Source organism: Nonomuraea jiangxiensis (assembly GCF_900099965.1).
GTDB lineage: Bacteria > Actinomycetota > Actinomycetes > Streptosporangiales > Streptosporangiaceae > Nonomuraea > Nonomuraea jiangxiensis.
On record NZ_FNDJ01000005.1, the window covers coordinates 141217 to 163254 of the forward strand.

Consider the following 22038-nt stretch of genomic DNA (forward strand, 5'->3'; position numbering starts at 1 on the left):
GAGCTCTCACGCGGTCAGCGCCGGGCGCGGCTGCACCGACGACAGCAGGTCGCGGATCGCCGAGGCGGGTTCCAGGCCCAGTTCCTCCTGGAGCAGCAGCCGGTAGCGCTCGTACTGGCGGATGGCCTCCCAGCGGTTGTCGGCCGCCAGGTGGGCGTGGATGACGACCCGGTGCGCGCTCTCGCGCAGGGGTTCGGCCTGGATGGCGGCGAGCCCGGCCACCACGGCCTCGCCGTGCCGGCCCGCGACCGTGAGCCGTTCGCAGAGGGCCTCCAAGGCGTGCAGCCGCAGCTGGTGGTGGTGGTCGCGCTCGACGAGGACCCAGTCGTCGTCGTACCAGTCGGGCAGCAGGTCGGCCGCCAGCTCGTCACGGGTCCCGCTGTGCAGGAGGTCCTCGCAGGCGTTGCGCCGGTCCAGCAGCCGCTGCGCGTTGACCCGCGCGGACCTCAGGTCCACCGCCACGACGGGGGCGAGCGCCACCTGCTGGGACGAGGTGATGATCAGCTGCCGGCAGGCGCGCTGGATGCGCCAGAGGGAGGTCCGCAGGTTGGCCTTGGCCTTCTCCGTGGTGCTCTCCGGCCAGAGCACGCAGGCCACGTACGTCCGCGTGAGCGGCCGGGCCTTCAGCGCCAGGAACGCCACCAGCCGCTGCGCCCCCCAGGCGATCGCCACGGGCTTCCCGTCCTCCGTGATCTCGAATCCCCGTAAGAGGCTCAGCGCGAGGCCTCGGCCCATCAGGCACCCCCAGAGAACAACCCAAACATGAACATAGGGCCCCAGCCGTCACCACGCTGTCACGAGGGCGTCACACTAACCGCACCGCGGGATCAGCTCCTGCGGCCTTTGACGTACGGCGTCTCCGGAGGAATTCCCTCCTTCCGCCGGGGTAGCCGAGTTTGAATGCGTAGCGGGGATACACGGAGATGGTTGAGGGGCCGCGTCGATCGTGACCGCGGCCTGGGACTGCGGCTGACCTTGGCCTGCCTCGCGGCGGCGCTCGTCATGATCCCGTTCAGCCTGCTGCTCGTCGTGGCCAAGATGCCGCTCAACTGGCTGGACGCCCAGGTCGCCGGGGAGCTGCACGCGTACGCGCTGGCCCATCCGGACGTGACGCGGGTGCTCATCGTGTGGACGGACGTGTTCGGGCCGTGGCCGTGGCGCATCGCGGTCGTCCTGTTCGCCGCCTGGTTGTTCTGGCGGGGGGCGCGCCGGCTGGCCGTGTGGGCGGTCACCACGGTGACCGTGGGCGGGGTGCTCGGCCTCGTACTCAAGATCATCGTGGCCCGGGCCAGGCCGCACCTGCCGAACCCCGTCGCGCTCGCGCCGGGCGACTCCTTCCCGTCGGGCCACGCGGTGAACGCGACGGTGGGCGCCGGCGTGGTCGTCCTGCTCGTCCTGCCGCTGCTTTCCCGGTGGGGGCGGCGGGTGGCCTGGGCCGTCGGGTGCTTCCTGGCGCTGTCGGTCGGCTACACCAGGATCGCGCTCGGCGTGCACTGGGTGAGCGACGTGGTGGCCGGGATCATCCTGGGCGCGGCCGTGGTCGCCGCCACTACGGCGGCGTTCGAGACGTGGCGGCGCGAGCACGGCCGCAGGCCCTCCTCCCCGCTGGCCGAGGGGGTGGAGCCGGAGTCGGAGAGGGTGATCCACCATCGGGACTGAGGGCCCGCGCGGCGAGCCGGGGCCCACGCCCGGGGATGACGCGTGTCATCGGCCGGTGGCAGTGCCGACTGGCCTGGTCCGGTGCTCGATACCATCGGGGGCGTGCCCGTCCCGGGCACGGCGCCGACACGACGAGGGGTGACGGGTGCGGCACGTCGAAACGGCCACGGACGGGCCGATCAGGCTCAACTCGGCGTTCTTCCAGGACCCGCATCCGGTCTACGAGCGCCTTCGCGAGTCTGGCCCGGTGCAGCCCGCGATCTTCTACCGGCAGCTGAGGGTCTGGCTGGTCACCGGGTACGCCGAGGCCAGGGAACTGCTCAACGACCCCCGGCTGGCCAAGGACAGCGCCCGGGCGGTCGCGCTGTTCCCGCCGGGCACCGCCGGCCCGTACGCCTCCTCGCTCGCGGCCCACATGCTCAACTCCGACCCGCCGGATCACACGCGGCTGCGCAAGCTGGTGAACAAGGCGTTCACCGCGCGGACGGTGGCCCGGCTGCGCCCGCGCATCGAGCAGATCACCGACGGCCTGCTCGACGACATGGCGGGGGCCGGGACGGTCGACCTGGTGGAGTCGTTCGCCTTCCCGCTGCCGATCGCCGTCATCTGCGAGCTGCTCGGCGTGCCGGCCCCGGACCGCGAGGAGTTCCGCACCTGGACCGCTCCCTTCGTCGCGGCCGCCTCGGGGGAGGAGATGCGCAGGGCGCACGAGTGGATGGTGGCCTATCTGACCGGGCTCGTCGCCGCGAAACGTACGGCGCCCGGGGAGGACCTGCTCTCCGAGCTCGTGCACATCTCCGACGAGGGGGACCGGCTCTCGCGGGACGAAGTGGTGTCGATGGCCTTCCTGCTCCTCGTGGCGGGCCATGAGACCACGGTCAACCTGATCGCCAACAGCGTGCTCGCCCTGATCGGGAACCCCGCCCAGCTGGCCGCGCTCCGCGCCGATCCCGCCCTGCTGCCGGACGCGGTGGAGGAGTTCCTGCGCTTCGACGGCCCGATCAACATAGCGACCCTGCGCTTCACCACCGAGCCGGTCCGCGTCGGCGGCGTCGAGATCCCCGCCGACGAGTTCGTCTTCATCTCCCTGCTGGCCGCCAACCGCGACGGCGGGCGCTACCCGGATCCGGACCGGCTGGATCTCGCCCGGCCCGGCGGCGGCCACCTGGCCTTCGGCCACGGCATCCACTACTGCGTCGGCGCGCCGCTGGCCAGGCTGGAGGCGCAGATCGCGATCGGCAGGCTGCTCGACCGGTTCCCCGTTCTGGAGCTCGACTCGCCGGTGCTGCGGTGGCGCACCAGCACCCTCATCCGCGGGCTGCACACCCTGCCCGTCCGACTCGGCTGACGCCGCCCGCTCACCCTGCCCGTCCGGCTCCACTGACGCCCGACCGCTCACCCTGCCCGTCCGACTCCACTGACGCCGGCCGTTCACGCTCCCGCGTGCAGGAACGCGGCCCAGGCCGAGGGCCGTCCCGGTATGGCCGCGCGCATGCGGCGGGTGGCCGTGTGCAGGGCGAGCGCGCCGGGGATGGGGGCCGGGTCGCCGATCGACTCCCCCAGCTCGCGGTGGAAGTCCGCGGCCATCGTCGCCGCGGCGTGGTCGCCGATCTCCCACAGCGTGGCGACGGCCTGGGCGTAGCCGGCCAGCTGGAAGGCCGAGGCCAGGTGGAGCGCCTCGTCGGCGAGCCGGGCGCCGCCGCGGGCGGTGGCGCAGGCCGACAGGTAGGCCAGCTCGGCCCCGTCGAGGTCGAGCCGGCCGATCTCGGTGACGCTCAGGGGCCCGTCGTGGAGCAGCAGGTGGCTCGCCGACGGCTCGTACGGGTCGCCGCCGGCGTGGCAGGCGAAGTGCGCGACGCTCGCGCCGGGCAGCGCGGCCAGTACGGCGGCCCGGGACGCCTGCGCCCCGACCAGTGCCCGGCCGTGGATCCGGGCGGTGACCTCGGCCGCCTCGCCCGCGGTCTCCGGCAGCGCGGCGTGGCCGGGCGTGACCGGCATGGCCACCGTCAGCCCGGTACGGCGCGGCGGCACAGGGCGGGCCCGGCTGTGCAGCAGCGCGCGCACGGTGGGCGTGTACGAGGAGACCGCGCGATCGAGCACCGACGCCCCCGCGATCGTGTGGTGGCCGGCGGCGTGCAGCGGCAGGGAGTTGAGCGCCCCGGCCGGCGACCACCACAGCCGCGGCCACGGCCCCTCCCCCGGCGGCCCGGTGAGGCCCAGCTCGGTCAGCACCGGCTCGGCCAGCACGTCCCACAACCAGCCGAGCGTGTCGAGCAGCACCCGCTCCGCCTGGCCCGCCAGCGGCCCCGGAGCGCCGTGCACCACGCGGATCGCGGCATGAAACGCCTCGGCCTGCTCGACCAGTTCGGCGGCACGCAGGCCCGGCAGCGGCACCAGGCGCACGCCGTCCGCGCACAGGGCCAGCGCGTCGCAGCGGCGCGGGTTGACGTTGATCGTCACCACCGGCCCTTCCGCGGCGGACGGCCGCAGGTCGGGCGCGCCCAGCGGCAGCGGCATCAGGAACCGCCCGAACGCGGGCAGCGCCTGGACCTGGCCGACCAGTTCGCTCCAGTCCTGGGCCAGGCCGCGCGTCCGGGCGAGCTCCTCCGGCCCCGGTTCGAACACGGGTTCGGCGACGGTGGCGCGCACTTGCTCGCGCAGGGCGAGGAACCGCGTGGCCAGCCGGGGGTCGGCCGCGCGCAGGTTCGCCAGCTCCCGGCGGGCGTTGAGGGCGCTGGAGAGCATGTGGGCGCGCCCTTCCTCCAGCGTCTCCAGCGCCGCCGGCGCGTCCCGGTTCTCGATCGCGGTCGCGGCCTCCTCGGAGGACAGGCGGGCCAGGCCGCTCGACCGCGGGTCGGGCTCGCCGGGCGGGGCCGCCGAGGTGGCCCGTAACCGTGCCGCCACGCCCCAGGCCAGCACGATCCGCACGGCCTCGGCCAGGTCGGCGGCGGCGATCCGGCGGGCGAGCCCGGCGGCCTCCTGGTAGACCGGCTCCTCGTGGGTGAGCTGGTACTGCAGGAACAGCGTGTGGGTGAGGGCCTTCAGCGTCGTCGTCCGCTCCGGGTGGCCCGGCGGCAGGCCGGCGAGCTTCGCGCGGTTGCGCTTCAGGCCGTCCTCGATCATGGAGAGGCTCTCGAACGGTGACAGCAGCGCGCCGCCCATCACGGCCAGGTCGCCCACCATGGTGGCGGACAGGTTCAGTGAGGCCATCAGTGACGGCAGCAGCTTCATCGTCCGCGTCAGCAGCGCGAGCGATTCCTCCAGCCCGGTCCCGTCGGGGTCGGCGAGGTCGTGCCGCTGCCGGGCCAGCTGGGTCATGAGCTGCCCGATCTCCAGCGAGGCGCGCTCGGGGAGGTCGTCCGGCAGTTCGCGCAGCACGCGTTCGTGCAGGGCGAGCACCTCGTCGAGGTCGGCCAGGTGGGAGGGGTCCGCGGGCGCCGGGGGCGTTCCGGGCGGGGCGAGGATCCGCGTCAGCATCGTGTCGAGCCGGTCGCCGGGGCTCAGGTGGCCGGATCGCCGCCGGTAGAAGTCGGCCGCCTCGCGTTCCACGTCGGTGCCGGCGGGGTCGCGCAGGAGGCGGGCCGCGAGGTCCAGCAGTTGCGCGTGGTGGCCCTGGCCGTCGGACGGGGCGACGCCGATCAGCCGGGCGGCGACGGCGAGCCAGTTGTCCGGTTCGTCCGGGGTGCCGTCGCTGGTGGCCGGGATCGTCCGGCGCATCAGGCCGGTCAGCTCCTCGACGCGGCGCCGGGTCTCGGGGCTGAGCGGGGCTCGCGCCGGCCGGGGCGCCTGCGACGCCCGCAGCCGCTCGGCCCGGGCGAGCAGTCTGAGCCGCTCGCGCCGCTCGGCGGCGCCCTCGGGAGTGTCCCGTACGGCTTCGCGCAGCACGGCGACGGCCTCGTCGAGGGCGGTGACGGCCTCGTCGGGCGCGGCGGGACCGGCGGGACCGGCGCCGCCGGCGGCCTGGATCAGCAGCGAGGAGCCCAGGTCGGTGAGCATCCGCGGCCGGTTCCCGTCCGCGGCGGTCGCCGTGTCCACGGCCAGCCGGAACAGGTCGACGGCCTCCGCCAGCAGTGCCAGGTCCCGGGTCGCCAGGCCCTTGGCCCGCACCGCCAGGGCCAGGCCGTTGGCGCAGCGGGCGTGGTTGGGGTGCTCGCGCGGGGTGTCCTGGAGCGCCTCCCTGAGCACCGTGACGGCTTCGTCGACGTTCGGCGGCCGGGTGCTCTCGTGCTCCGGCGCCATGAGCGCGTCGCCCAGCAGGAGCGCGTACCCGAGGTTGCTCAGCACCACCGGGCGGGCGGGGTGCCCGGCCGGCAGGACGCGCGTGGCCCGGCGCAGCAGGGCGGTCGCCGCTTCGCCGTCGGCGGGCCGGCGCAGCCGGGTGAAGCGTTCGAGCAGGAACATGGCCAGGTCGGAGAGCGCCTCGGCGGAGGCGTGCGCGCGCTCCTCCCCCGCCGGCTCGTCCTGGCCGTACGCCTGGGCGAAGAAGGACCGCACCTGCTCGGGCAGAGCGTCCGGCCGCGCCAGGTAGAGGGGCAGCAGCAGGCGCGCCGCGTGGCTCCACGCCTGCCGGCCCTGCTCCCCGGGCAGGAACACCGCGCGCATCCAGTGCAGCAGGCCGGCCGTGTAGAGCACCTCGTGGTCCACGCCTTCCGGCGCGGCGAGGAAGTCCAGCAGCCGCTCGGCCTCGGCCAGGGCCTCGGGGCCGACGACGCCGGCGCCGTCGCCGGTCCTGGACACCGTCGCGAAACGGGCCCGCAGGGCGGCCAGCAACTCCTCGCGCATCGTTCCCTCACCTCTAGGTGGACTTGCGGAACCTCTCGCTGATGGTCCTGCCGCGTCCCGGCCGGATCGGCCGGGTCTCGTCGTCGAACCGTTCGAGCAGGTCGTCCAGGTAGACGTCCACCGTGGCCTCGACCAGTTCGGCGTACACCTCGGCGGCCTCCCGCGCCCGCCGCCAGGCGACCAGGCCGACACACAGGCCGAGGACGGCGCTCGGCCACCACACCGCGCCGAGGGCGGTGTAGAGCACGCCCCAGCCGCCCAGGGCGGTGGCCTCGTCGAGACGCTGCCGACTCTCGGTGAGCGGCTCGCGTGCCGAGTCGGGCAGCAGCAGCCACAGCCGTGGCCAGGCGGCGCCCAGGTCGAGGCCGTACTGCTTGCGTACTCGCGTGCCGGGGGCGTGCAGCCGGTCGCCGGTCCAGGTGGGCCACCGGGGCTCGGTGAGCGCGACGGCGTTGCGTGCCTCGGCGAGCTCGCCGAGTCGGCTGTGGTCGGCGCTGTCCTCGGCGTCCCGGTAGCGCTGCCGGAGCCGGTGCCAGGCCCGCCCGCGCCGCCGGGTGAGCGCGTCCGCCAGCGGGCGCGCGACGCGCGGCCAGTTGCCGGCGAGCAGGTTCTCGACGGGTCCGGCCAGGGCGCGGGCGACGAAGGCGCTGCCCGTGGAGGCGGCCAGCAGGGCGATCAGCAGCAGCGCGGTCCGTACCAGGTCGGCCTGCCGGGGGCCGCCGAGCGTCGCGGTGAGGTCGAGCAGCCTGCGCCACAGCAGCCCGGTGTCGGCCCAGTTACGCTGGCCGAGCAGCACCGCCGTCACGGCGACGGCGGTGAAGACCAACCCGGGCAGGACGAGCAGCGCGACCCACCGTTCCGCGACCTTCTTGCCGAGTTCGGCGAGGAAGCCCGTCATGACGCGGGCTCAGTCCTCGGCCACGAAACGCAGGGCCTGCTCGTGGATGTCGCAGGTCGGCAGGTCGGCGTCGGCCTCGCGGCGCACGAGGCGGGTGCAGGTGCCCCGCGGGCACACGTAGCCGCCGACGACCGGCCTGCCCGTGGTGGCCAGCGGGGTGGGGAGCGTGGAGCGGGTGTCCGCCGGGTCCTGGTCGCTCTCGGCGGATTCGAGGCCGAGCTCGGCGAGGAAGCCGGCGATCGGCTCGCCGCGGCGCGCGGCCGTGAGGGTCCGCGTCAGGACGGCGCGGCGGGCGCCGGAGGCGGGACCGCGGAGCAACGTGCGTAAGTGCGGCAGTGCGGCGCAGAGCACGGCCAGCGCCTCCTGGTCGGGCTCCGCCGTCACGGTTCGCCTCCCGATGTGACCACTTCCCCGGCGTGACGAGAAAGATCCTAACCACGCGGCGCGGGCCACGCGAAAAAGCAGCGGCGGGCTCCTCCTCACCCCGGCCCGGCCGACGTCACGGATCAGCCGGCGGCACGCGGGTGCACGCCGTCGAGGTCGAGCGGCAGGTGCCGCGGTCCCCGGACGTTGGCGGTGCGCCGGTACGGCGGCGGGTCGGCGACGAGTCTCGGGTTGACCAGCCGGCGCGCGAGCTCGGTCAGCGCGAGCTGCGTCTCCAGCCTGGCGAGCGGGGCGCCGAAGCAGTAGTGGATGCCGCCGCCGAAACCCAGGTGCTGGTTGTCCCGGCGTTCGGGGTCGAACCGATCGGGGTCGGCGAACCGCTCCGGATCGCGGTTGCCCGAGGCCAGTACCAGGGTGATGACCGCGCCCTTGGGGATGGTCGTGCCCGCGATCTCGATGTCGGCCAGCGCGCTGCGCCGCTGCCCCGGCATCTGCACCGGCGGCTCGTAGCGCAGCAGCTCCTCGACCAGGCTGACGGCCAGGTCGGGCTCGTGGCGCAGGCGTTCGAGCACGTCGGGGTGGCGCAGCAGGGTGAGCATGCCGTTGCCGATGAGGTTGACGGTGGTCTCGTGGCCCGCGACGAGCAGCAGCGCGGCGGTGGTCAGCAGGTCCGGCCGGGACAGTTCGGGTTCGGCGGCGAGCGCGGAGAGCAGGTCGTCGCCCGGCCGCCCGCGCCGCGACTCCACCAGCTCGTTCAGGTAGCGGCCCAGCTGGGCCATGGTCCGGAAGCGCAGCAGGTTGCGGTCGACCAGCGTGCCGGTGGACGGATCATTGGTCGCGACCAGGATCTGGGACCATTCGTGGAATTTCGGCTCGTCCTCCCGCGGCACCCCGAGCAGCTCGCAGATCACCGTGAGCGGGAAGGGGTAGGCGAACTCGTCGACGAGGTCGATCCGGTCCTTGCCGGCGAATCCGTCGATGAGCTCCCCGATGATCTCCCGCATTCTGGGGGCCATGTCGCGTACCCGGCCGGGGCGGTGCGGCGGGCCGAAGTGCCTCATGGCCAGGGCGCGCAGCCGGTCATGGTCGGGCGGGTCCCGGCGGATGAACTCCGGTGGCAGTTGCGGGGCCGTCTCGTCCGGCGGCAGCTCGATGGCGGCCACCTCGGGCACGTTGCGCAGGTCGGAGCTGACCCGCGGGTCGTGGAGCAGCGCGACGATCTCCCGGTAGGTGCTCACCACGTAACTGCCGTCGGGCTGCCGCGCCACCGGCGTCCTGCGCAGCTCGGGGAACAGCCGGTACGGGTCGGCCCGGTTGTCCGGGTCGAGGAACTGCTCGAAGGCGCTGGCCCCGGTCATGATGCGGCTCCTTGGTCGGCGGGGACTCCTGGCAGGCGGCCCAGGCCGCGTCACTCGTGCCCGCGGAGCAACGTGACACGTCGTTCGTCCGGATTGTGGCCGGTCACCACCACGGTGGCGTCCTGGATCGCGGAGATCCGCTCGGGGATCCCGGCCGGCACGGGCCGCTCATCGGGTGGGCGGCCGACCATGGCGAAGTCAGGCGGGAAGGGCGCGGCCCGTTCGATCAGGTCCTGGTAGAACTCCAGCCACATCGCCTGGTCGAAGGTGACCGCGGCGCTGAGACGGCCGTGGCGGCCGTAGGCGGCCACGAACCGGCGGTCGGCGACCGACCCCTGAGTGATCATGACCTCGTCGGCGAAGGTCGGCACCCCGACCGACTTGATGTTGACGCCGAACTGGGCGGACCAGAAGACCGGCAGGGACAGGTGCGGCCAGCGGGCGGTCGGGGCGCTGATCATGTTGTGCGCCGCCACCTCGGCCTGCGTCAGGGCGTTCCCCCAGTGCTCCAGGGCCAGGAACTGGTATCCGTACACCGGGTGGGGGAAGCGCGCCACGTCACCGGCGACGAAGATGTCGTCGGAGACGATGCCGTTGACGTCGAAGGCGCGGCAGCCCGCGTCGCAGCCCACGCCCCACACGCCGGCGGCCAGCCCGGAGCCCTCCAGCCATTCGACGTTGCGTACGGCGCCGAGCGCCACCACGGCCACCTCGGCGTCGACCGTGCCGCCGTCGGACAGCCGGGCGCGGCGCAACCGTCCGTCGCCGTCCCCTTCCAGGGCGGTCACCGTCACCCCGCAGCGCAGGTCCACGCCGTGCTCGCGCTGCAGGTCCCCGGCGATCGAGCCGATCGCCTCGCCCAGCGCCCCGACCAGCGGCGCCGGGCCCCGCTCGGCGACGGTCACGTCCAGACCGAGCTCCCGGCACGCCGAGGCGATCTCCGAGCCGGTGAAGCCGCCGCCGATCACCAGCACCCTGCCCACTCCGCTGCCCGTTCCGTCGCGCAGCCGCCGGCGCAGCAGGGCCGCGTCCGCCCGGCCGCGCAGCACGTACACCCCGTCCAGGGCGGCCTCGGCCGGGTCCGGCCAGGGCCGGGCGCGCACTCCGGTGGCGATGAGCAGCCGGTCGAACCCGACGTCCCGGCCGTCTGCCAGCAGCACCCGCTTGCCCGCCAGGTCCAGCCCGGTCGCGGGGGTGCCCAGCAGCCAGTCGGCGTCGAGTTCGGCACGCATGGGGAGTACGGTCTCCTCCGCGGCGACCTCCCCGCTGAGGACCTGCTTGGACAGCGGCGGCCGGTCGTAGGGCTCGCACGGCTCGTCGCCGATGAGGGTCAGCGACCCCTGGTAGCCCTGGGTGCGCAGCGTCGCCGCGGCCCGCAGCCCGGCCAGCGAGGCCCCGACGATGACGATGCGGCCGATCCCGCCGGGCGTGCCGCCCCTGCCGGGCGTGGTCGTGGCGGTCCTGGACCCGTTGGGTTTTCTCGGCCGGCCCAGGGGGCCCAGCTCGTCGACCACCAGGGCGCGGACCGGGCAGGCCGCGGCGGCCCGCAGGACCTGATCGCGGTTGGCGTCGTCGGGGTTGAGCGTGTACATCAGCGTTTCGGCCCGCCCCATCCGGAACACGTCCGGCGCGGCGAAGGCGCACTGCCCGTAGCCCTGGCAGCGCGTGAGGTCGACGACAACTCGCACGGTGACCGTCCCCCTCCGAACCCGACGATCGCGACGCGATCCGGGGAAGCTCCCCCGCTCCCTGGATCTCGGTCCTGCCGGACGCCCTGGTCACCCTCTGTCCCAGCCTAGCAACTTCGCTTTACGGCCCGCCGGGAGCGCTCGCGGAGAGAAACGCCGCCAGGAACCCACGCGCCACCGCGGTTCGTTAACGACAGGCGAGCACGATGTTCACCCCGCGCACCTCTTCAGGCAACCCTCAGGTAAGGCAGGTAATCTCCCCCGGATGAAATGGCAGCGCACAATCAACGGAGCGCTGGCCAGGTACGCAGGATTCCAAATCAACCGAGTAGGAAAAACCGAAAAAGTGGCGCCGGCACCCGCCAAGCGAGCGGACGTGCCCATCAGACCACCCGCGGATCCGGACACCGATCGGCTGCTGACTGCCCCGGTGTTCATCATCTCGCCGGTCAGGTCGGGGTCGACGCTGCTGCGGGCGATGCTGAACGCCCATCCGGACCTCCATGCTCCGCACGAGCTGCATGTGCGCCGGTTGCGGGTGGAATTCGATACCTCGCTGGCTGAGAAGGCCATGGCGGCACTGGGACACACCCGGGCCGACCTGGAACATCTGCTGTGGGACCGGGTGCTGCACCGGGAGCTCGTACGCAGCGGCAAGCGGTTCATCGTGGAGAAGACCCCCGCGAACGCTTTCGTCTTCGACCGGCTCGCCGCCTGCTGGCCGGACGCGCGGTTCGTGTTCCTGCTGCGCCACCCGGCCTCGATCGCGTCCTCCTGGTACGAGGCCAGCCCGGACAAACGCACCCCCGAGGAGGCCGCCAAGGACGCGCTGCGTTACATGAAGGCGGTGCAGCGGGCCCGCGCCGCGCTGCCCGGGCTCACCGTGCGCTACGAGGAGCTGACCGCCGAGCCGGAGAAGATCGGCCGCGGCATCTGCGAGTTCCTCGGCCTGCCGTGGTCCCCCGAGCTGCTCTCCTACGGCACCCCGGACGTGGTGAGCAAAGGGCTCGGCGACTGGAAGGACAAGATCCGCTCCGGCAGCGTGCAGCCGGGACGTACCCTGCCCCGACCCGAGGAGATCCCCGACGTGCTGCAGGACATGTGCCGGAGCTGGGAGTACCTGCCGTGAAGATCCGCTACATGCTGCTGCACGCCTACGGCATGGGCGGCACCATCCGCACCGTGATCAACCAGGCCAACGCGATGGCGGAGGCCGGGCACGACGTGGAGATCGTCAGCACGGTGCGGCGGCGCAAGAGCCCCCAGTTCGACATCGACCCGCGGGTCCGGGTGTCCGCGCTGGTGGACCAGCGTGACGGGGTCACCGCCGACTCGCTGGCCCGCAAGGTGTGGCGCCGTGCCCGCGGCAAGATCGTCCCGTACGGGGAGTTCGCCGCCGAATACTTCACCGAGCGCGTGGAGGCGGCGGTCATCGACTACGTCTCCTCGCTCGAGGACGGCATCCTCGTCACCACCCGCCCGGCGCTCAACCTCATCTCGGCCCGCCGCGGGTCCACGAAGGTGATCCGCGTCGCCCAGGAGCACATGAACCTGGCCTCCTACCACGAGGCGGTGCGCGAGCAGATCGGCCGCCACTACGGCAGCTTCGACACGGTGGCGGTGCTCACCGAGACCAGCCGTACCGAATACCACGACCTGCTGCCGGACACCCCCGTCGTACGCATCCCCAACGCGGTCCACATGGACAACCGCCGGCACTCCGACCAGAGCAACCCGGTGGTGATCGCCGCCGGCCGGTTGGTGCCGCAGAAGGGGTTCGACATGCTCATCACCGCCTTCGCCGCCATCGCGGACGAGCATCCCGAATGGCGGCTGCGCATCTTCGGCACCGGCCCGTCGCAGGAGCGGCTGCAGGCCCGGATCGACGCGGCCGGCGTGGGCGATCGGATCCTGCTGATGGGGCGCAGCAACCAGATCCACGACGAGCTCGCCCAGTCCTCCATCTACGCGCTGAGCTCCCGGATGGAGGGCCTGCCGATGGCGATGATCGAGGCGATGGGCCACGCGCTGCCCGTCGTCGCCTTCGACTGCCCGACGGGCCCGGCCGACGTGCTGACCCCCGGGGTGGACGGGGTGCTGGTGCCGCCGCGCGACGTGGAGGCCCTGGGGGCGGCGCTGGGGCGGATGATGGACGATCGCGAGGCGCGGCTGCGCATCGGCGCCGCCGCGGCGCGGACGGCTCAGAGCTACACCCCGGCCGTGGTCATGCCGCAGTGGGAGGGGCTGTTCTCCGCCCTGTCCAGCGGCAGGCCCGTCGTCGCCGACCCCCGGACGGCCCGCTGACCCCACCCGGCAGGCCCGCCCGCAGCAGGCGGCGGGCCCGTCAGCAGCAGGCAGGCGAGGATGAGGCGGTCATGGCCGCGGGACGGGCGGTGGTCCCGGCCGCCTCGTCCGTGGCGATACGGCCGCGCAGCATGATCTCCATGACCTGCATGAAGCGCTGCGCCCTGGCCGAGCCGAGGACGAACGGGTTCGCCCTTCCCGCGGGCGCGGCACGCAACTCCTCCATGCGCACCAGGCCGTTGTCGCTCATCCCGTGGTTCATGAGCTCGACGTCCACTCCGGCCCGCCTCATCGCGGCGGCGAAGGCGAGCACGGAGGAGACGTAGGTCCGCTTCTCCGCGGTCGCGGCGGGCGGGTTGGTCCCGCCCCACAACATCGCGGTGTGCCGCCGGCCCTTCCAGCGCACCGGGAAGATCGGCGAGACGGTGCCGGGCGTGTGCCCGGGCGTGTGGTGGAACGTGATCGTCGAGTCGCCGAGGGTCAGCCGCTGACCGTGGGCGATGTCCAGGTCCCGCTTCGGGACGTGGGGCGAGGAGTCGCGGGCGACGAGGGCCCAGTCGGCCGGGGACATCATGACGCGGGCTCCGTACCGGTCGGCGAGATACTGGGCGCCGCCGAAGTGATCGCTGTGGGCGTGGGCGACCACCACGTACTTGATCGCGGAGGGGTCGGCCCCGAGAGAGCGCAGCTGCGGAACGATGATCTTCTCGGCCTGGTCCGGCGATTCCAGCGCGTCGATGAGGATCACGCCCTGGGACGTGAGGAGCGCGGTGGCCGAGACGAAGCCGGTGCTCACCACCGCCACGTTGTCGAAGATCCGCAGCGGCTTGGGGGCCTGCACCGTCGGCATCTGTGCCCCCGGGCTGAGCCCCTTGACGAGCTGCCGCAGCACCGGATCGTGGCCCGCGAGCCTGGCCGCGCGGTCGTAGTACGCCTTCGCGCTCGGTGGCGCGGCGGCCGACGCCTCGGCCCGGCCCACCGGCAGCGGCAGGAGGGCTGCGGCCGCCAGCAGGGCACGTCTGGACATGCCGGACTGCTCAAAGGTCATGCGGTGATACCTGCTTTCACTGACCCCGGGGGCCACGCGTTCCACGGCCTCGGGGTGGACGTCGATGCCCGCCTAGCAGACCAAAGCCGATCATCTGCTGTCCAATATTGACAGCGCCCGCGCGTCGATCATGGAATGGATATCAGACCTGGTCAGACGGGGTGAGGTGGGCCGGTCAAAGCCGCGGACGGGAGCGGCCGGGGCGGTCCAGGCCGGTGGCGAGCTCGGCGATCGCCACGTCGAACTGCCGGGCGAGCAGGGCCGGGGACGGCGGCCGGTCCGAGGCGGCGGCCTGCTGCAGCCACCGGTCCAGCACCACGCGGAGCGCCGACAGCACGGCGGCCGCGCACACGACCGGGTAGACCGAGTCCCCGGTGGGCTCGGCGGCCTGGGGCTCGCCGGGGTGCGGCGCCGGGAGGCCGACGCGTTCGGCGATCGCCTCGGCCAGGGCCTGCTCCTGGGCGGCGAGCACGACCAGCTGCTGAGGCACGAGTGAGGGCGCCTTGCGGATGAGCCGCAGCACCTCGATGTGGTCCCGGCTGACGGCGTCACCGTCGTCCATGGCGACGAGCACGGCCTCGCGGAACGCCCGCAGCACCGACTCGCTCCGCGGGCGGGCCCGGAACTGGGCGATGAGCTCCTCCGCGGCGGACGACACGGAGGCCATCACGGCCTCCTCCTTGCTGGAGAAGTAGTTGAAGAAGGTCCGCAGCGCGATGTCGGCCTCTTCGGCGATCTGCTCCACGGTGACGTTCTCGACGCCGTGGCGTACGCACAGGCGCAGTGCCGCCTCGCGGAGCGCGGCGCGCGTGGCCTGCTTCTTCCGTTCGCGACGCCCGACAGCCGGCGCCGCGGCAGCGTGCCCCAACCCAACCTCCTCACCCGTCACGACGTCCCATTATGAGCCTGCCACGGCCCGGCGTTGGCGACGCGGTGACCGCGCCCGGCCGGCGCCCCGGCCGGGCGGTCCGTTACGTGGTCAGGACCAGGTCACCGGGAGCGAGTGCACCCCGAAGATGAGCATCTCGTCGCGCAGCGGCACCTCCTCGGCGGGCACGGCCAGGCGCAGGTTCGGCAGGGCGGCGAACAGCTCGGCCAGGCCGATGCGCATCTCGATGCGGGCCAGCTGCTGGCCCAGGCACTGGTGGACGCCGTGCCCGAAGGCCAGGTGCGGGGTGCGGGCGCGGCTCAGGTCGAGCCGGTCGGGGTCGGGCCAGTGCTGGGGATCCCGGTTGACCTCGGGGGTGGCGATCACCACCGTGGCGCCGGCCGGGAGGTCCACGCCGCCCAGGGTGACGGGTTCGGTGGTGACCCGGTTGACCCCGAGCTGGATGATGGTCAGGTAGCGCAGCAGCTCCTCGACCGTGTTGTCGATCAGGGAGGGGTCGGCGCGCAGCGCGGCCAGCTGGTCGGGGTGCTCCAGCAGCGCGAAGGTGCCCAGGCCCAGCATGTTGGCGGTGGTCTCGTGGCCCGCGCCGAGCAGCACGAGGGCGACGTCGACCAGCTGCGCGTCGGTCAGCGGCGGGTCGGCGTCGTGGATGAGCCCGGACAGCAGGTCGTCGGCGGGGTCGGCGCGCTTGCCGGCCACCAGGCGCTGCATGAACGCGTACAGCTCGGCACCGGCCTGGGCCCGTTCCTCGGGGGTGGAGTTGGCGTTCAGCCCGACGGCGGTGCGTTCCTGGAACTCGGCCCGGTCGGCGTAGTCGACGCCGAGCAGCTCGCAGATGACCAGCGAGGGCAGCGGCAGCGCGAACGCCGGCACCAGGTCGGCCTCGGTGCCGGCCGCCTTCATCGCCTCGATGTGCTCGACGGCGATCTCGGTGACCCGCGACTCCAGCGCCCGCATCCGCCGTACGGTGAACTGGCCGGTCAGCAGCCGCCGCAGCCGGGTGTGCTCCGGCGGGTCCATGAAGACGAAGAACCCGTCCTCGCGCTCGGCCACGGCGGGGGCCGGGAGGGGTTCGCGGGCCAGGTCGGCCACCTCGTGCGGCTGCAACGACGTGGCGTCGCGGTGGCGGACCTTGTCGGCGCTGAAACGCGGGTCCGACAGCACGGTGCGGGCCTCCTCGAAGCCCGTCACGAGCCAGGCCCCCGCGCCGTTCTGCAGTCGCAACGGCTGGACCCCGCCCTTGCCACGCCGTTCCCGCAGGCCAGGCGGCGGATCGAACGGGCAGCTCCCGCGCTCCACCATGTCGGCGGGCAGGATCCGGCGCATGGCCGTGGGGCCGCCGCCCGGGGATTCCTCGGTCCGGGATTCCCCGGTCGGGGATTCCTTGGTCAAGGTGTCGTCATTCATCGGCACGTTCCTGTTCCCGGGCGCGCCGCTCGTCGGCGTCGCCCGCAGCGAAGGGCCGGACCAGGATACAAACATGCACGACGAGCATCAATGCGCGTCGTGCATGAATTTTCTATACGGGTGCGCCCGCCCGCACGTCCGGCTCGCTCGCCCGCCCCTTGAGCAGGACGGCCCCGGCCAGCGTGAGCGCGACGGTCAGCAGGACGAGGGTGACGCCGAAGTGCACCGGCTGCAGCGGCAGCGCACGCATGCCCAGGTGGAAGCCGAGGTGCACGCCCACCGCGGGCCACAAGCCGCCGCCGCGCACCCGCGCCGCCGTGCACGCGAATCCGAGCGCCACGGCCATGACCACGTACAGCAGCCGTTCCGGCAGGCCGTCCGCCGGGCTCCGGGAGACGATGTGCAGCGCGCCGAACCCGGCCGAGACGATGATCAGGACCGCGTGCGGCGACAGCCGCGCCGACAGGGTGTCGAACAGGTGGCCGCGCCAGAGCAGTTCCTCCGGGAACGCCTGGTTGAGCAGGAGCACGACGGCCACCAGCGGCAGCCAGGCGTAGCTTGCGGCATCGACCGGCACCCAGGCGGAGGCGCCCACGGCCAGCGAGAGCCCGTTGGCCGCCAGCGCCGGCACGGCGCCGGCGACGAGGCCGGTCAGCACCCCCGACGGCTTCCGCCAGCCCAGCGCCGGCCACGGCCGCCGGTCGAGGAAGCGGCGGATGAGATAGACGAGCACCAGCGCGGTGAGCGTGATGCCCAGCGCGCCGAGCGGGTCCCGCAGCGGGTTCGCCTGGTCGAGGAGCAGCGAGGCGGGCAGAGCGCCGGCGAACGCCTGGACGAACATGGCGACGACGACGAGCAGGACGGACCAGAAGACCTTCATGCCAGGCACGCTAGGAACGCGCGGCCACTGTGCGCATCGGGCCCAGGACGGAGATCGGCATGACCAACGTCATGGTGTCCCGGGTGGGATCACAGGCGATCGGCGAGATCGTAAGTTGGGCGCATGGCGTGGAAGCGTGACCCCGATCGGCCGATGCTCCTCGGCCTGGTGTTCTGGCTCGTGCTCGGCGCCACGGCCGTGATCAACCTGGTCGTGCCCAGCACGGTGCTGGAGCGGATCCTGTTCTTCGCCGACGTCGTGCTGCTGTGCGTGCTGTGGCCGATGATGCCGTGGCAGCCCGGTCGCGGCCGTCACCTGGTGGCCCCCGCCTTCCTGGCGGGCGCGCTCGCGCTGGGCCTGACCGGGTCGGCGGGCACGCACTTCCCCCTGCTGCTCATCGGCGTGGCCAACCTCGCCTTCGTGTACGGCATGCGCATCGCCAGCGCCATCCTGGTCGCGTTCGGAGCGGTCCTGATCGTCGTGCCCCTGTTCTACGGCCGGACGATCGTCGACGCGCTGGGCCAGACGGCGGTGATCGCGGTGATGAGCGTCTTCGCGATGGGCATGGCCTCGGCGGTGCTGAAGGCCCGGCAGCTCACCGACCGGGTGCGGGAGCTGACCGTCGCCGAGGAGCGCGGCAGGATGGCGGCGGAGATGCACGACTCGATCGGCCACCACCTGACCGTGATCAAGGTGGGGCTGGAGAACGCCGAGCGCTTCCGCGACCGCCGGCCCGAGGCCGCCTGGGAGGAGGTGCGCCAGGCCAAGGAGCTCACGACGGCGGCGCTGGCCGACGCCCGCCGGTGGGTGCGGGCGCTGCGCCCGCTGCCTCTCAACGGCAACTTGGGCAGCGCCGCGCTCCAGCGGCTGGCGGACTCCTTCACCGGCACCGGCGTCACGGTCACCTTCCAGGTGTCGGGCACCGAACGCGAGCTGGAGCCCGACGCCGAGCTGGTGCTCTACCGTGTGTTGCAGGAAGGGCTCACCAACGTCCTGCGGCACGCCGAGGCCGGGAGCGTGCGCGGCACGCTGACGTTCGAGAAGGGGAAGGTCGTGCTCGTGATCGCCGACGACGGCAAGGGGCGGGATCATGACCAGGGCCACGGGTTCGGGCTGAGCACGCTGGCCGACCGGGTCAGGGCCCTCGGCGGCACCCTCACCAGCGGCAACGCGGCCAAGGGCTTCGAGCTGCGGGCGGAGCTGCCGTCGTGAGGGCCGTACGGGTGCTGCTGGTCGACGATCAGGAGCTGATGCGGCAGGGGCTGCGCAAGCTGCTGGAGATCGAGGAGGACATCGAGGTCGTGGGCGAGGCGGCCGACGGGGTCGCCGCGCTGGCGGTGGCGGCCGGGACCAGGCCCGACGTGGCGCTCGTGGACGCGCGCATGCCGCGGATGGACGGCGTGGAGCTCATCGCCCGGCTGGCGGCCGAGCAGCCCTCGGTGGTCTCGATCGTGCTCAGCACGTTCGACGAGGACGACTACATCTTCGGCGCGCTGCGCGCCGGCGCCGCCGGCTACCTGCTCAAGGATTGCTCGCCCGACGAGCTGGTCGCGGCCATCCTGCGGGCCAGCCGCGGCGAGACCGTGCTGAGCAGCCCGGTCGCCGCCCGGCTGGTCGCCGGCCTGCGCCGGACGCCGGTGGAGGGCGCGTTCCGCGGCCAGGAGCTGCTGTCGGCCAGGGAGCTCGAAGTCGCGCGGATGGTGGCCGCCGGCTCCGCCAACCGGGAGATCGCCGCGCGGCTGTTCATCACCGAGGGGACGGTGAAGAACCACGTCTCCAGTGTGCTGCGCAAGCTGGGCCTGCGCGACCGCACCCAGCTCGCCCTGCACCTGACCGAACGGTAGCTCCGCGCGGTCACCTCAACGCGTCGGGCACGCTGTTGCCCCGCTGCCGGTGCCAGGAGTCGCCGGCGCCGTCGTGGTCGGTGGACCTGCTGAGCTCCTCCCAGCGGCGATCGATCTCCAGCCGCGCGCCCCAGAACTCGCGGGCGAGCTCGAAGGCGTCGCTGCCGACCAGGAGCCGCAGCGGGGGCTCCGGCAGTGCCGCCGCGGTGAGCACGAGCTGGGCGACCTTGGCCGGGTCGCCCATCGCGTCCTGTTCGAACCCGGCCATGGCGCGGGCCGCGGCGCCGACGGTCCCCTCGTAGGGCGGGCTCACCGGGGGAATCGTCATGGACGAACCCGCCCAGTCGGTACGCATGCCGCCCGGCTCCACGACCGTGACCTTGATGCCCAGGGGCGCCACCTCGACCGACAGCGCCTCGCTGAACCCGCCCACGGCCCACTTCGCCGACTGGTACGCCGTCAGGCCGGGGCTGCCTATCCGCCCGCCGATCGAGGAGATCTGGAGGATCCGGCCGCCGCCCTGCTCGCGCATGATGGGCAGGACCGCCTTGGTGACGTAGACCGTACCGAGGAAGTTGGTCTCGACCTGGCGGCGGAACACCTCCAGGGTGGTGTCCTCCAGGGCGGCCATGTCGCCCTGGCCCGCGTTGTTGACCACGACGTCGATGCGCCCGAACGCCTCCCGCGCCGCCGCGACCGCCGCCTGGGCCGCCGCCGCGTCGGTGACGTCGAGGCGGAGGGCGCGCACCTGGTCGGGGCCGTACCGGGACACGAGGTCGTCCAGGGTCTTGGGGTCGCGGGCGGTGGCCGCCACCCGGTGACCGGCGTCGAGCGCCGCCTGGACGATGGCCCGCCCGAGGCCCCGCGAGGCACCGGTGACGAAGAACACTGAGGACATGCGGAAATCCCTTCCACTTAACACAAGCTGGTTGCGTTATCGCACGCTACACCGGCCCGCGAGTTAAAGCAAAGGCGTTGCGTTATCTCTGCCGTCCTGGCCGGACACGCGGGGTGTTAACTTGATGTTTGCCCGCGCCTGGCCGGCCGCGCTGTGACCGGCGCTGTGACCGACCGCGACGAGAGGGACCGCCCGACACGATGACCACCCGGCCCATCCGCGCCCGTTCGGCGCAGGACAAGCTGCAGCGCAGCCGAGATCTGCTCGCGGCCGCCCGCAAGCTGGCCCTCGCGCACGGTGTCAAGGACGTGACGCTGACGAAGGTCACCCAGGAGGCCGGGCTGCACCCGTCGGCGCTGCGCCGCTACTTCGACTCCACCGAGGAGCTCCTCCTGGAGCTGGCCGAGGAGGCGTGGCAGTCCTGGGAGGACGACGTGCTCGGGGCGCTCGGCGGCCGGCGCGACCTGCCGGCGGGGACGGTGGCGAGCGTCCTCGCCGAGTCGCTGGAGCGCAACCCCCTGTTCTCCGACCTGCTCACGCACGTCGCCCTGAGCCTGGAGGACAGCGTCGACCTCGACCGCGCCCGCCGGTACAAGTCCAGGTCCTTCCAGGTCTTCGACCGGATCGCCGAGGAGCTGGTGACCGCCTCGGCGGACCTCGACCTGCCCGCCGCCCGTGACGTGCTGATGACGACGCTGGCCGCCGCCGCCTACCTGTGGCAGGTCTCGCACCCGTCGCAGACGCTCGCCACCCTCTACGAGCAGGAGCCCCGCTGGGGGCACGTCGCCATGAGCTTCGTGCCCACCATGACCCGGCTGGTGGAAGCGCAGATCCGCGGCGCGCGGCATTCGTGAGGGGCGTCCCCGCCGTTCACCTCCCCTCCTCGCCGGTCAGCCTGCGCTTGCGGCGCAGCAGGGCCGCGCGGCGGGCGTGAGCCCGTACGACCAGTACGACCGCCGCTCCCACGAACACCACCGAGACCCCCACGGCGGGCAGCAGGCCGCTGCCCCGCTGGACTGCGACGACCGTCACCAGCACGGCCGTGGCGGTCGAGGCGGCCACGGCGAGCCAGCCGGCGATCACCCGGTCGGTCGCGAACAGCGGCACCCTGCGCGTCAGCGTCCAGCCCCCGTAACCCGCCCAGGCCAGGCAGAACACGGTGAACACCGCGAACGCCGCGTGCGTCCGGCCCGGCAGCGGCCCCGGCTCGCTCCACCACAGGGCGGCGACGAACACCGTCCCGGCGAGCCCGGCCAGCGCCGCCGCCACCGCCCGTATCCGTGCCCACGGTGAGAGCACCGGCCCGAGCCGTTCGAACACCATGCGCGCCGGCCGGCGCGGCTCCTCGGTCATGGCTGCCATCCCTTCTCCGTCAGCTGCTCACGCAACAGGCGCCGGGCCCGGCTGAGCCGGGACTTGATCGTGCCCGCCGGCACCCGGCAGACCTGCGCGCATTCCTCCACCGACAGGTCCTCCAGGTAGAACAGGACGAGCACCTCCCGCTCCAGCACCGGCAGCGCCGACAGCCCGGCCGTCAGCTCGGCCCGCTCCACCGTCGCCTCGGCCGGGTCGTCGCTGACCGCCGCCACGTCCGCGAACGCCTCGGCCTCGGCATACTCGGCGCGCAGGCGGTCGGTGATCGACCGGCGCGCGATGGTGAACAACCACGGCGCGAACCGGTCCGGCTCCCTGAGCCGTGGCAGGCCGCGGACCACGGCCAGCCAGATCTCCTGGGCGACGTCGTCGGCCCGCTCGGCGTCCAGCATGCGCCGCACGTACGTCCACACCGGCGTGCGCCACCGGAGCACCAGCTCGGCCAGCGCCGCCCGCTCGCCCAGCTGCGCCCGCACCACCAGCAACTCATCGGTCATCTCGTCCTCCTGTCACCCTGCACAGTCGGAGAAGACGCCTCCCGGGTTCGCGGCGGCGGCGGATTTTCCGGTGAACGCCGGCCGGACCGGGCTCAGGTGCCCGCCGCCGCGCCCACGACAAGCTTCAC

General features: G+C 73.2%; 20 protein-coding genes. 7 read left to right on the forward strand and 13 right to left on the reverse strand.

The window, feature by feature from the left end; genetic code table 11:
* Positions 1-6: 6 nt before the first annotated feature.
* Complete coding sequence (locus BLS95_RS12810; protein ID WP_218135736.1) at positions 7-735, reverse strand: AfsR/SARP family transcriptional regulator; 729 nt, start codon at positions 733-735, stop codon at positions 7-9.
* Positions 736-927: 192 nt separating this feature from the next.
* On the opposite strand from BLS95_RS12810, the gene BLS95_RS12815 reads away from it, so the two are divergent.
* Positions 928-1659, forward strand: coding sequence for a phosphatase PAP2 family protein (locus BLS95_RS12815; protein ID WP_245765011.1), 732 nt, complete (start codon positions 928-930; stop codon positions 1657-1659).
* A gap of 145 nt (positions 1660-1804) precedes the next feature.
* The gene (locus tag BLS95_RS12820) at positions 1805-3007 is read left to right on the forward strand and encodes a cytochrome P450 family protein (protein WP_245765012.1); all 1203 of its coding nucleotides are present in this window, start codon (positions 1805-1807) and stop codon (positions 3005-3007) included.
* A gap of 83 nt (positions 3008-3090) precedes the next feature.
* Here the strand turns inward: BLS95_RS12820 and BLS95_RS12825 are convergent, their stop codons facing one another.
* The 5 genes from BLS95_RS12825 to BLS95_RS12845 all read right to left on the reverse strand — a co-directional run bounded on the left by BLS95_RS12825 (position 3091) and on the right by BLS95_RS12845 (position 10769).
* Positions 3091-6441, reverse strand: coding sequence for a CHAT domain-containing protein (locus BLS95_RS12825; protein WP_090931166.1), 3351 nt, complete (start codon positions 6439-6441; stop codon positions 3091-3093).
* A 13-nt stretch (positions 6442-6454) separates the two neighbouring features.
* Positions 6455-7339: a hypothetical protein gene (locus BLS95_RS12830; protein ID WP_090931167.1), complete on the reverse strand. Its 885-nt coding sequence runs from the start codon at positions 7337-7339 to the stop codon at positions 6455-6457.
* Positions 7340-7348: 9 nt separating this feature from the next.
* Positions 7349-7723 carry a hypothetical protein gene (locus BLS95_RS12835; protein ID WP_090931168.1) on the reverse strand — a complete coding sequence of 125 codons (375 nt, stop codon included), beginning with the start codon at positions 7721-7723 and terminating at the stop codon, positions 7349-7351.
* Positions 7724-7845: 122 nt separating this feature from the next.
* Positions 7846-9081, reverse strand: coding sequence for a cytochrome P450 (locus tag BLS95_RS12840; protein WP_090931169.1), 1236 nt, complete (start codon positions 9079-9081; stop codon positions 7846-7848).
* 50 nt (positions 9082-9131) lie between these two features.
* Positions 9132-10769, reverse strand: coding sequence for an FAD-dependent oxidoreductase (locus tag BLS95_RS12845; protein WP_090931170.1), 1638 nt, complete (start codon positions 10767-10769; stop codon positions 9132-9134).
* Between the two features lie 376 nt (positions 10770-11145).
* Between BLS95_RS12845 and BLS95_RS12850 the strand changes: the two genes are divergently transcribed.
* Positions 11146-11898, forward strand: coding sequence for a sulfotransferase family protein (locus BLS95_RS12850; protein ID WP_245765013.1), 753 nt, complete (start codon positions 11146-11148; stop codon positions 11896-11898).
* Positions 11895-13073, forward strand: coding sequence for a glycosyltransferase family 4 protein (locus BLS95_RS12855; protein ID WP_090931172.1), 1179 nt, complete (start codon positions 11895-11897; stop codon positions 13071-13073). The genes BLS95_RS12850 and BLS95_RS12855 overlap by 4 nt, the downstream gene beginning before the upstream one ends.
* A 40-nt stretch (positions 13074-13113) precedes the next feature.
* Here the strand turns inward: BLS95_RS12855 and BLS95_RS12860 are convergent, their stop codons facing one another.
* From BLS95_RS12860 to BLS95_RS12875, 4 genes are all read right to left on the reverse strand, one after another.
* Positions 13114-14100 carry an MBL fold metallo-hydrolase gene (locus BLS95_RS12860; protein WP_245765014.1) on the reverse strand — a complete coding sequence of 329 codons (987 nt, stop codon included), beginning with the start codon at positions 14098-14100 and terminating at the stop codon, positions 13114-13116.
* A gap of 196 nt (positions 14101-14296) precedes the next feature.
* Positions 14297-14989 carry a TetR/AcrR family transcriptional regulator gene (locus BLS95_RS12865; RefSeq protein ID WP_176993160.1) on the reverse strand — a complete coding sequence of 231 codons (693 nt, stop codon included), beginning with the start codon at positions 14987-14989 and terminating at the stop codon, positions 14297-14299.
* Between the two features lie 111 nt (positions 14990-15100).
* Entirely contained in the window at positions 15101-16312 is a 1212-nt protein-coding gene (locus BLS95_RS12870) for a cytochrome P450 (protein ID WP_425434724.1), read from the reverse strand.
* Between the two features lie 217 nt (positions 16313-16529).
* Positions 16530-17297 carry a type II CAAX endopeptidase family protein gene (locus tag BLS95_RS12875; RefSeq protein WP_090931175.1) on the reverse strand — a complete coding sequence of 256 codons (768 nt, stop codon included), beginning with the start codon at positions 17295-17297 and terminating at the stop codon, positions 16530-16532.
* Between the two features lie 123 nt (positions 17298-17420).
* Between BLS95_RS12875 and BLS95_RS12880 the strand changes: the two genes are divergently transcribed.
* Together BLS95_RS12880 and BLS95_RS12885 are read left to right on the forward strand one after the other, a co-directional pair.
* The gene (locus tag BLS95_RS12880) at positions 17421-18509 is read left to right on the forward strand and encodes a sensor histidine kinase (RefSeq protein ID WP_090931176.1); all 1089 of its coding nucleotides are present in this window, start codon (positions 17421-17423) and stop codon (positions 18507-18509) included.
* Positions 18506-19141, forward strand: coding sequence for a response regulator (locus BLS95_RS12885; RefSeq protein WP_090931177.1), 636 nt, complete (start codon positions 18506-18508; stop codon positions 19139-19141). The genes BLS95_RS12880 and BLS95_RS12885 overlap by 4 nt, the downstream gene beginning before the upstream one ends.
* 10 nt (positions 19142-19151) lie before the next feature.
* Here the strand turns inward: BLS95_RS12885 and BLS95_RS12890 are convergent, their stop codons facing one another.
* Positions 19152-20039 carry an SDR family NAD(P)-dependent oxidoreductase gene (locus BLS95_RS12890; RefSeq protein ID WP_090931178.1) on the reverse strand — a complete coding sequence of 296 codons (888 nt, stop codon included), beginning with the start codon at positions 20037-20039 and terminating at the stop codon, positions 19152-19154.
* Positions 20040-20239: 200 nt separating this feature from the next.
* On the opposite strand from BLS95_RS12890, the gene BLS95_RS12895 reads away from it, so the two are divergent.
* Positions 20240-20893, forward strand: coding sequence for a TetR family transcriptional regulator (locus BLS95_RS12895; protein ID WP_090931179.1), 654 nt, complete (start codon positions 20240-20242; stop codon positions 20891-20893).
* Between the two features lie 16 nt (positions 20894-20909).
* Here the strand turns inward: BLS95_RS12895 and BLS95_RS12900 are convergent, their stop codons facing one another.
* Both BLS95_RS12900 and BLS95_RS12905 read right to left on the reverse strand, forming a co-directional pair.
* Complete coding sequence (locus tag BLS95_RS12900) at positions 20910-21401, reverse strand: hypothetical protein (RefSeq protein ID WP_245765016.1); 492 nt, start codon at positions 21399-21401, stop codon at positions 20910-20912.
* Positions 21389-21910, reverse strand: a complete 522-nt coding sequence (locus BLS95_RS12905; protein ID WP_090931181.1) for an RNA polymerase sigma factor — start codon at positions 21908-21910, stop codon at positions 21389-21391. The genes BLS95_RS12900 and BLS95_RS12905 overlap by 13 nt, the downstream gene beginning before the upstream one ends.
* Positions 21911-22038: the final 128 nt, after the last annotated feature.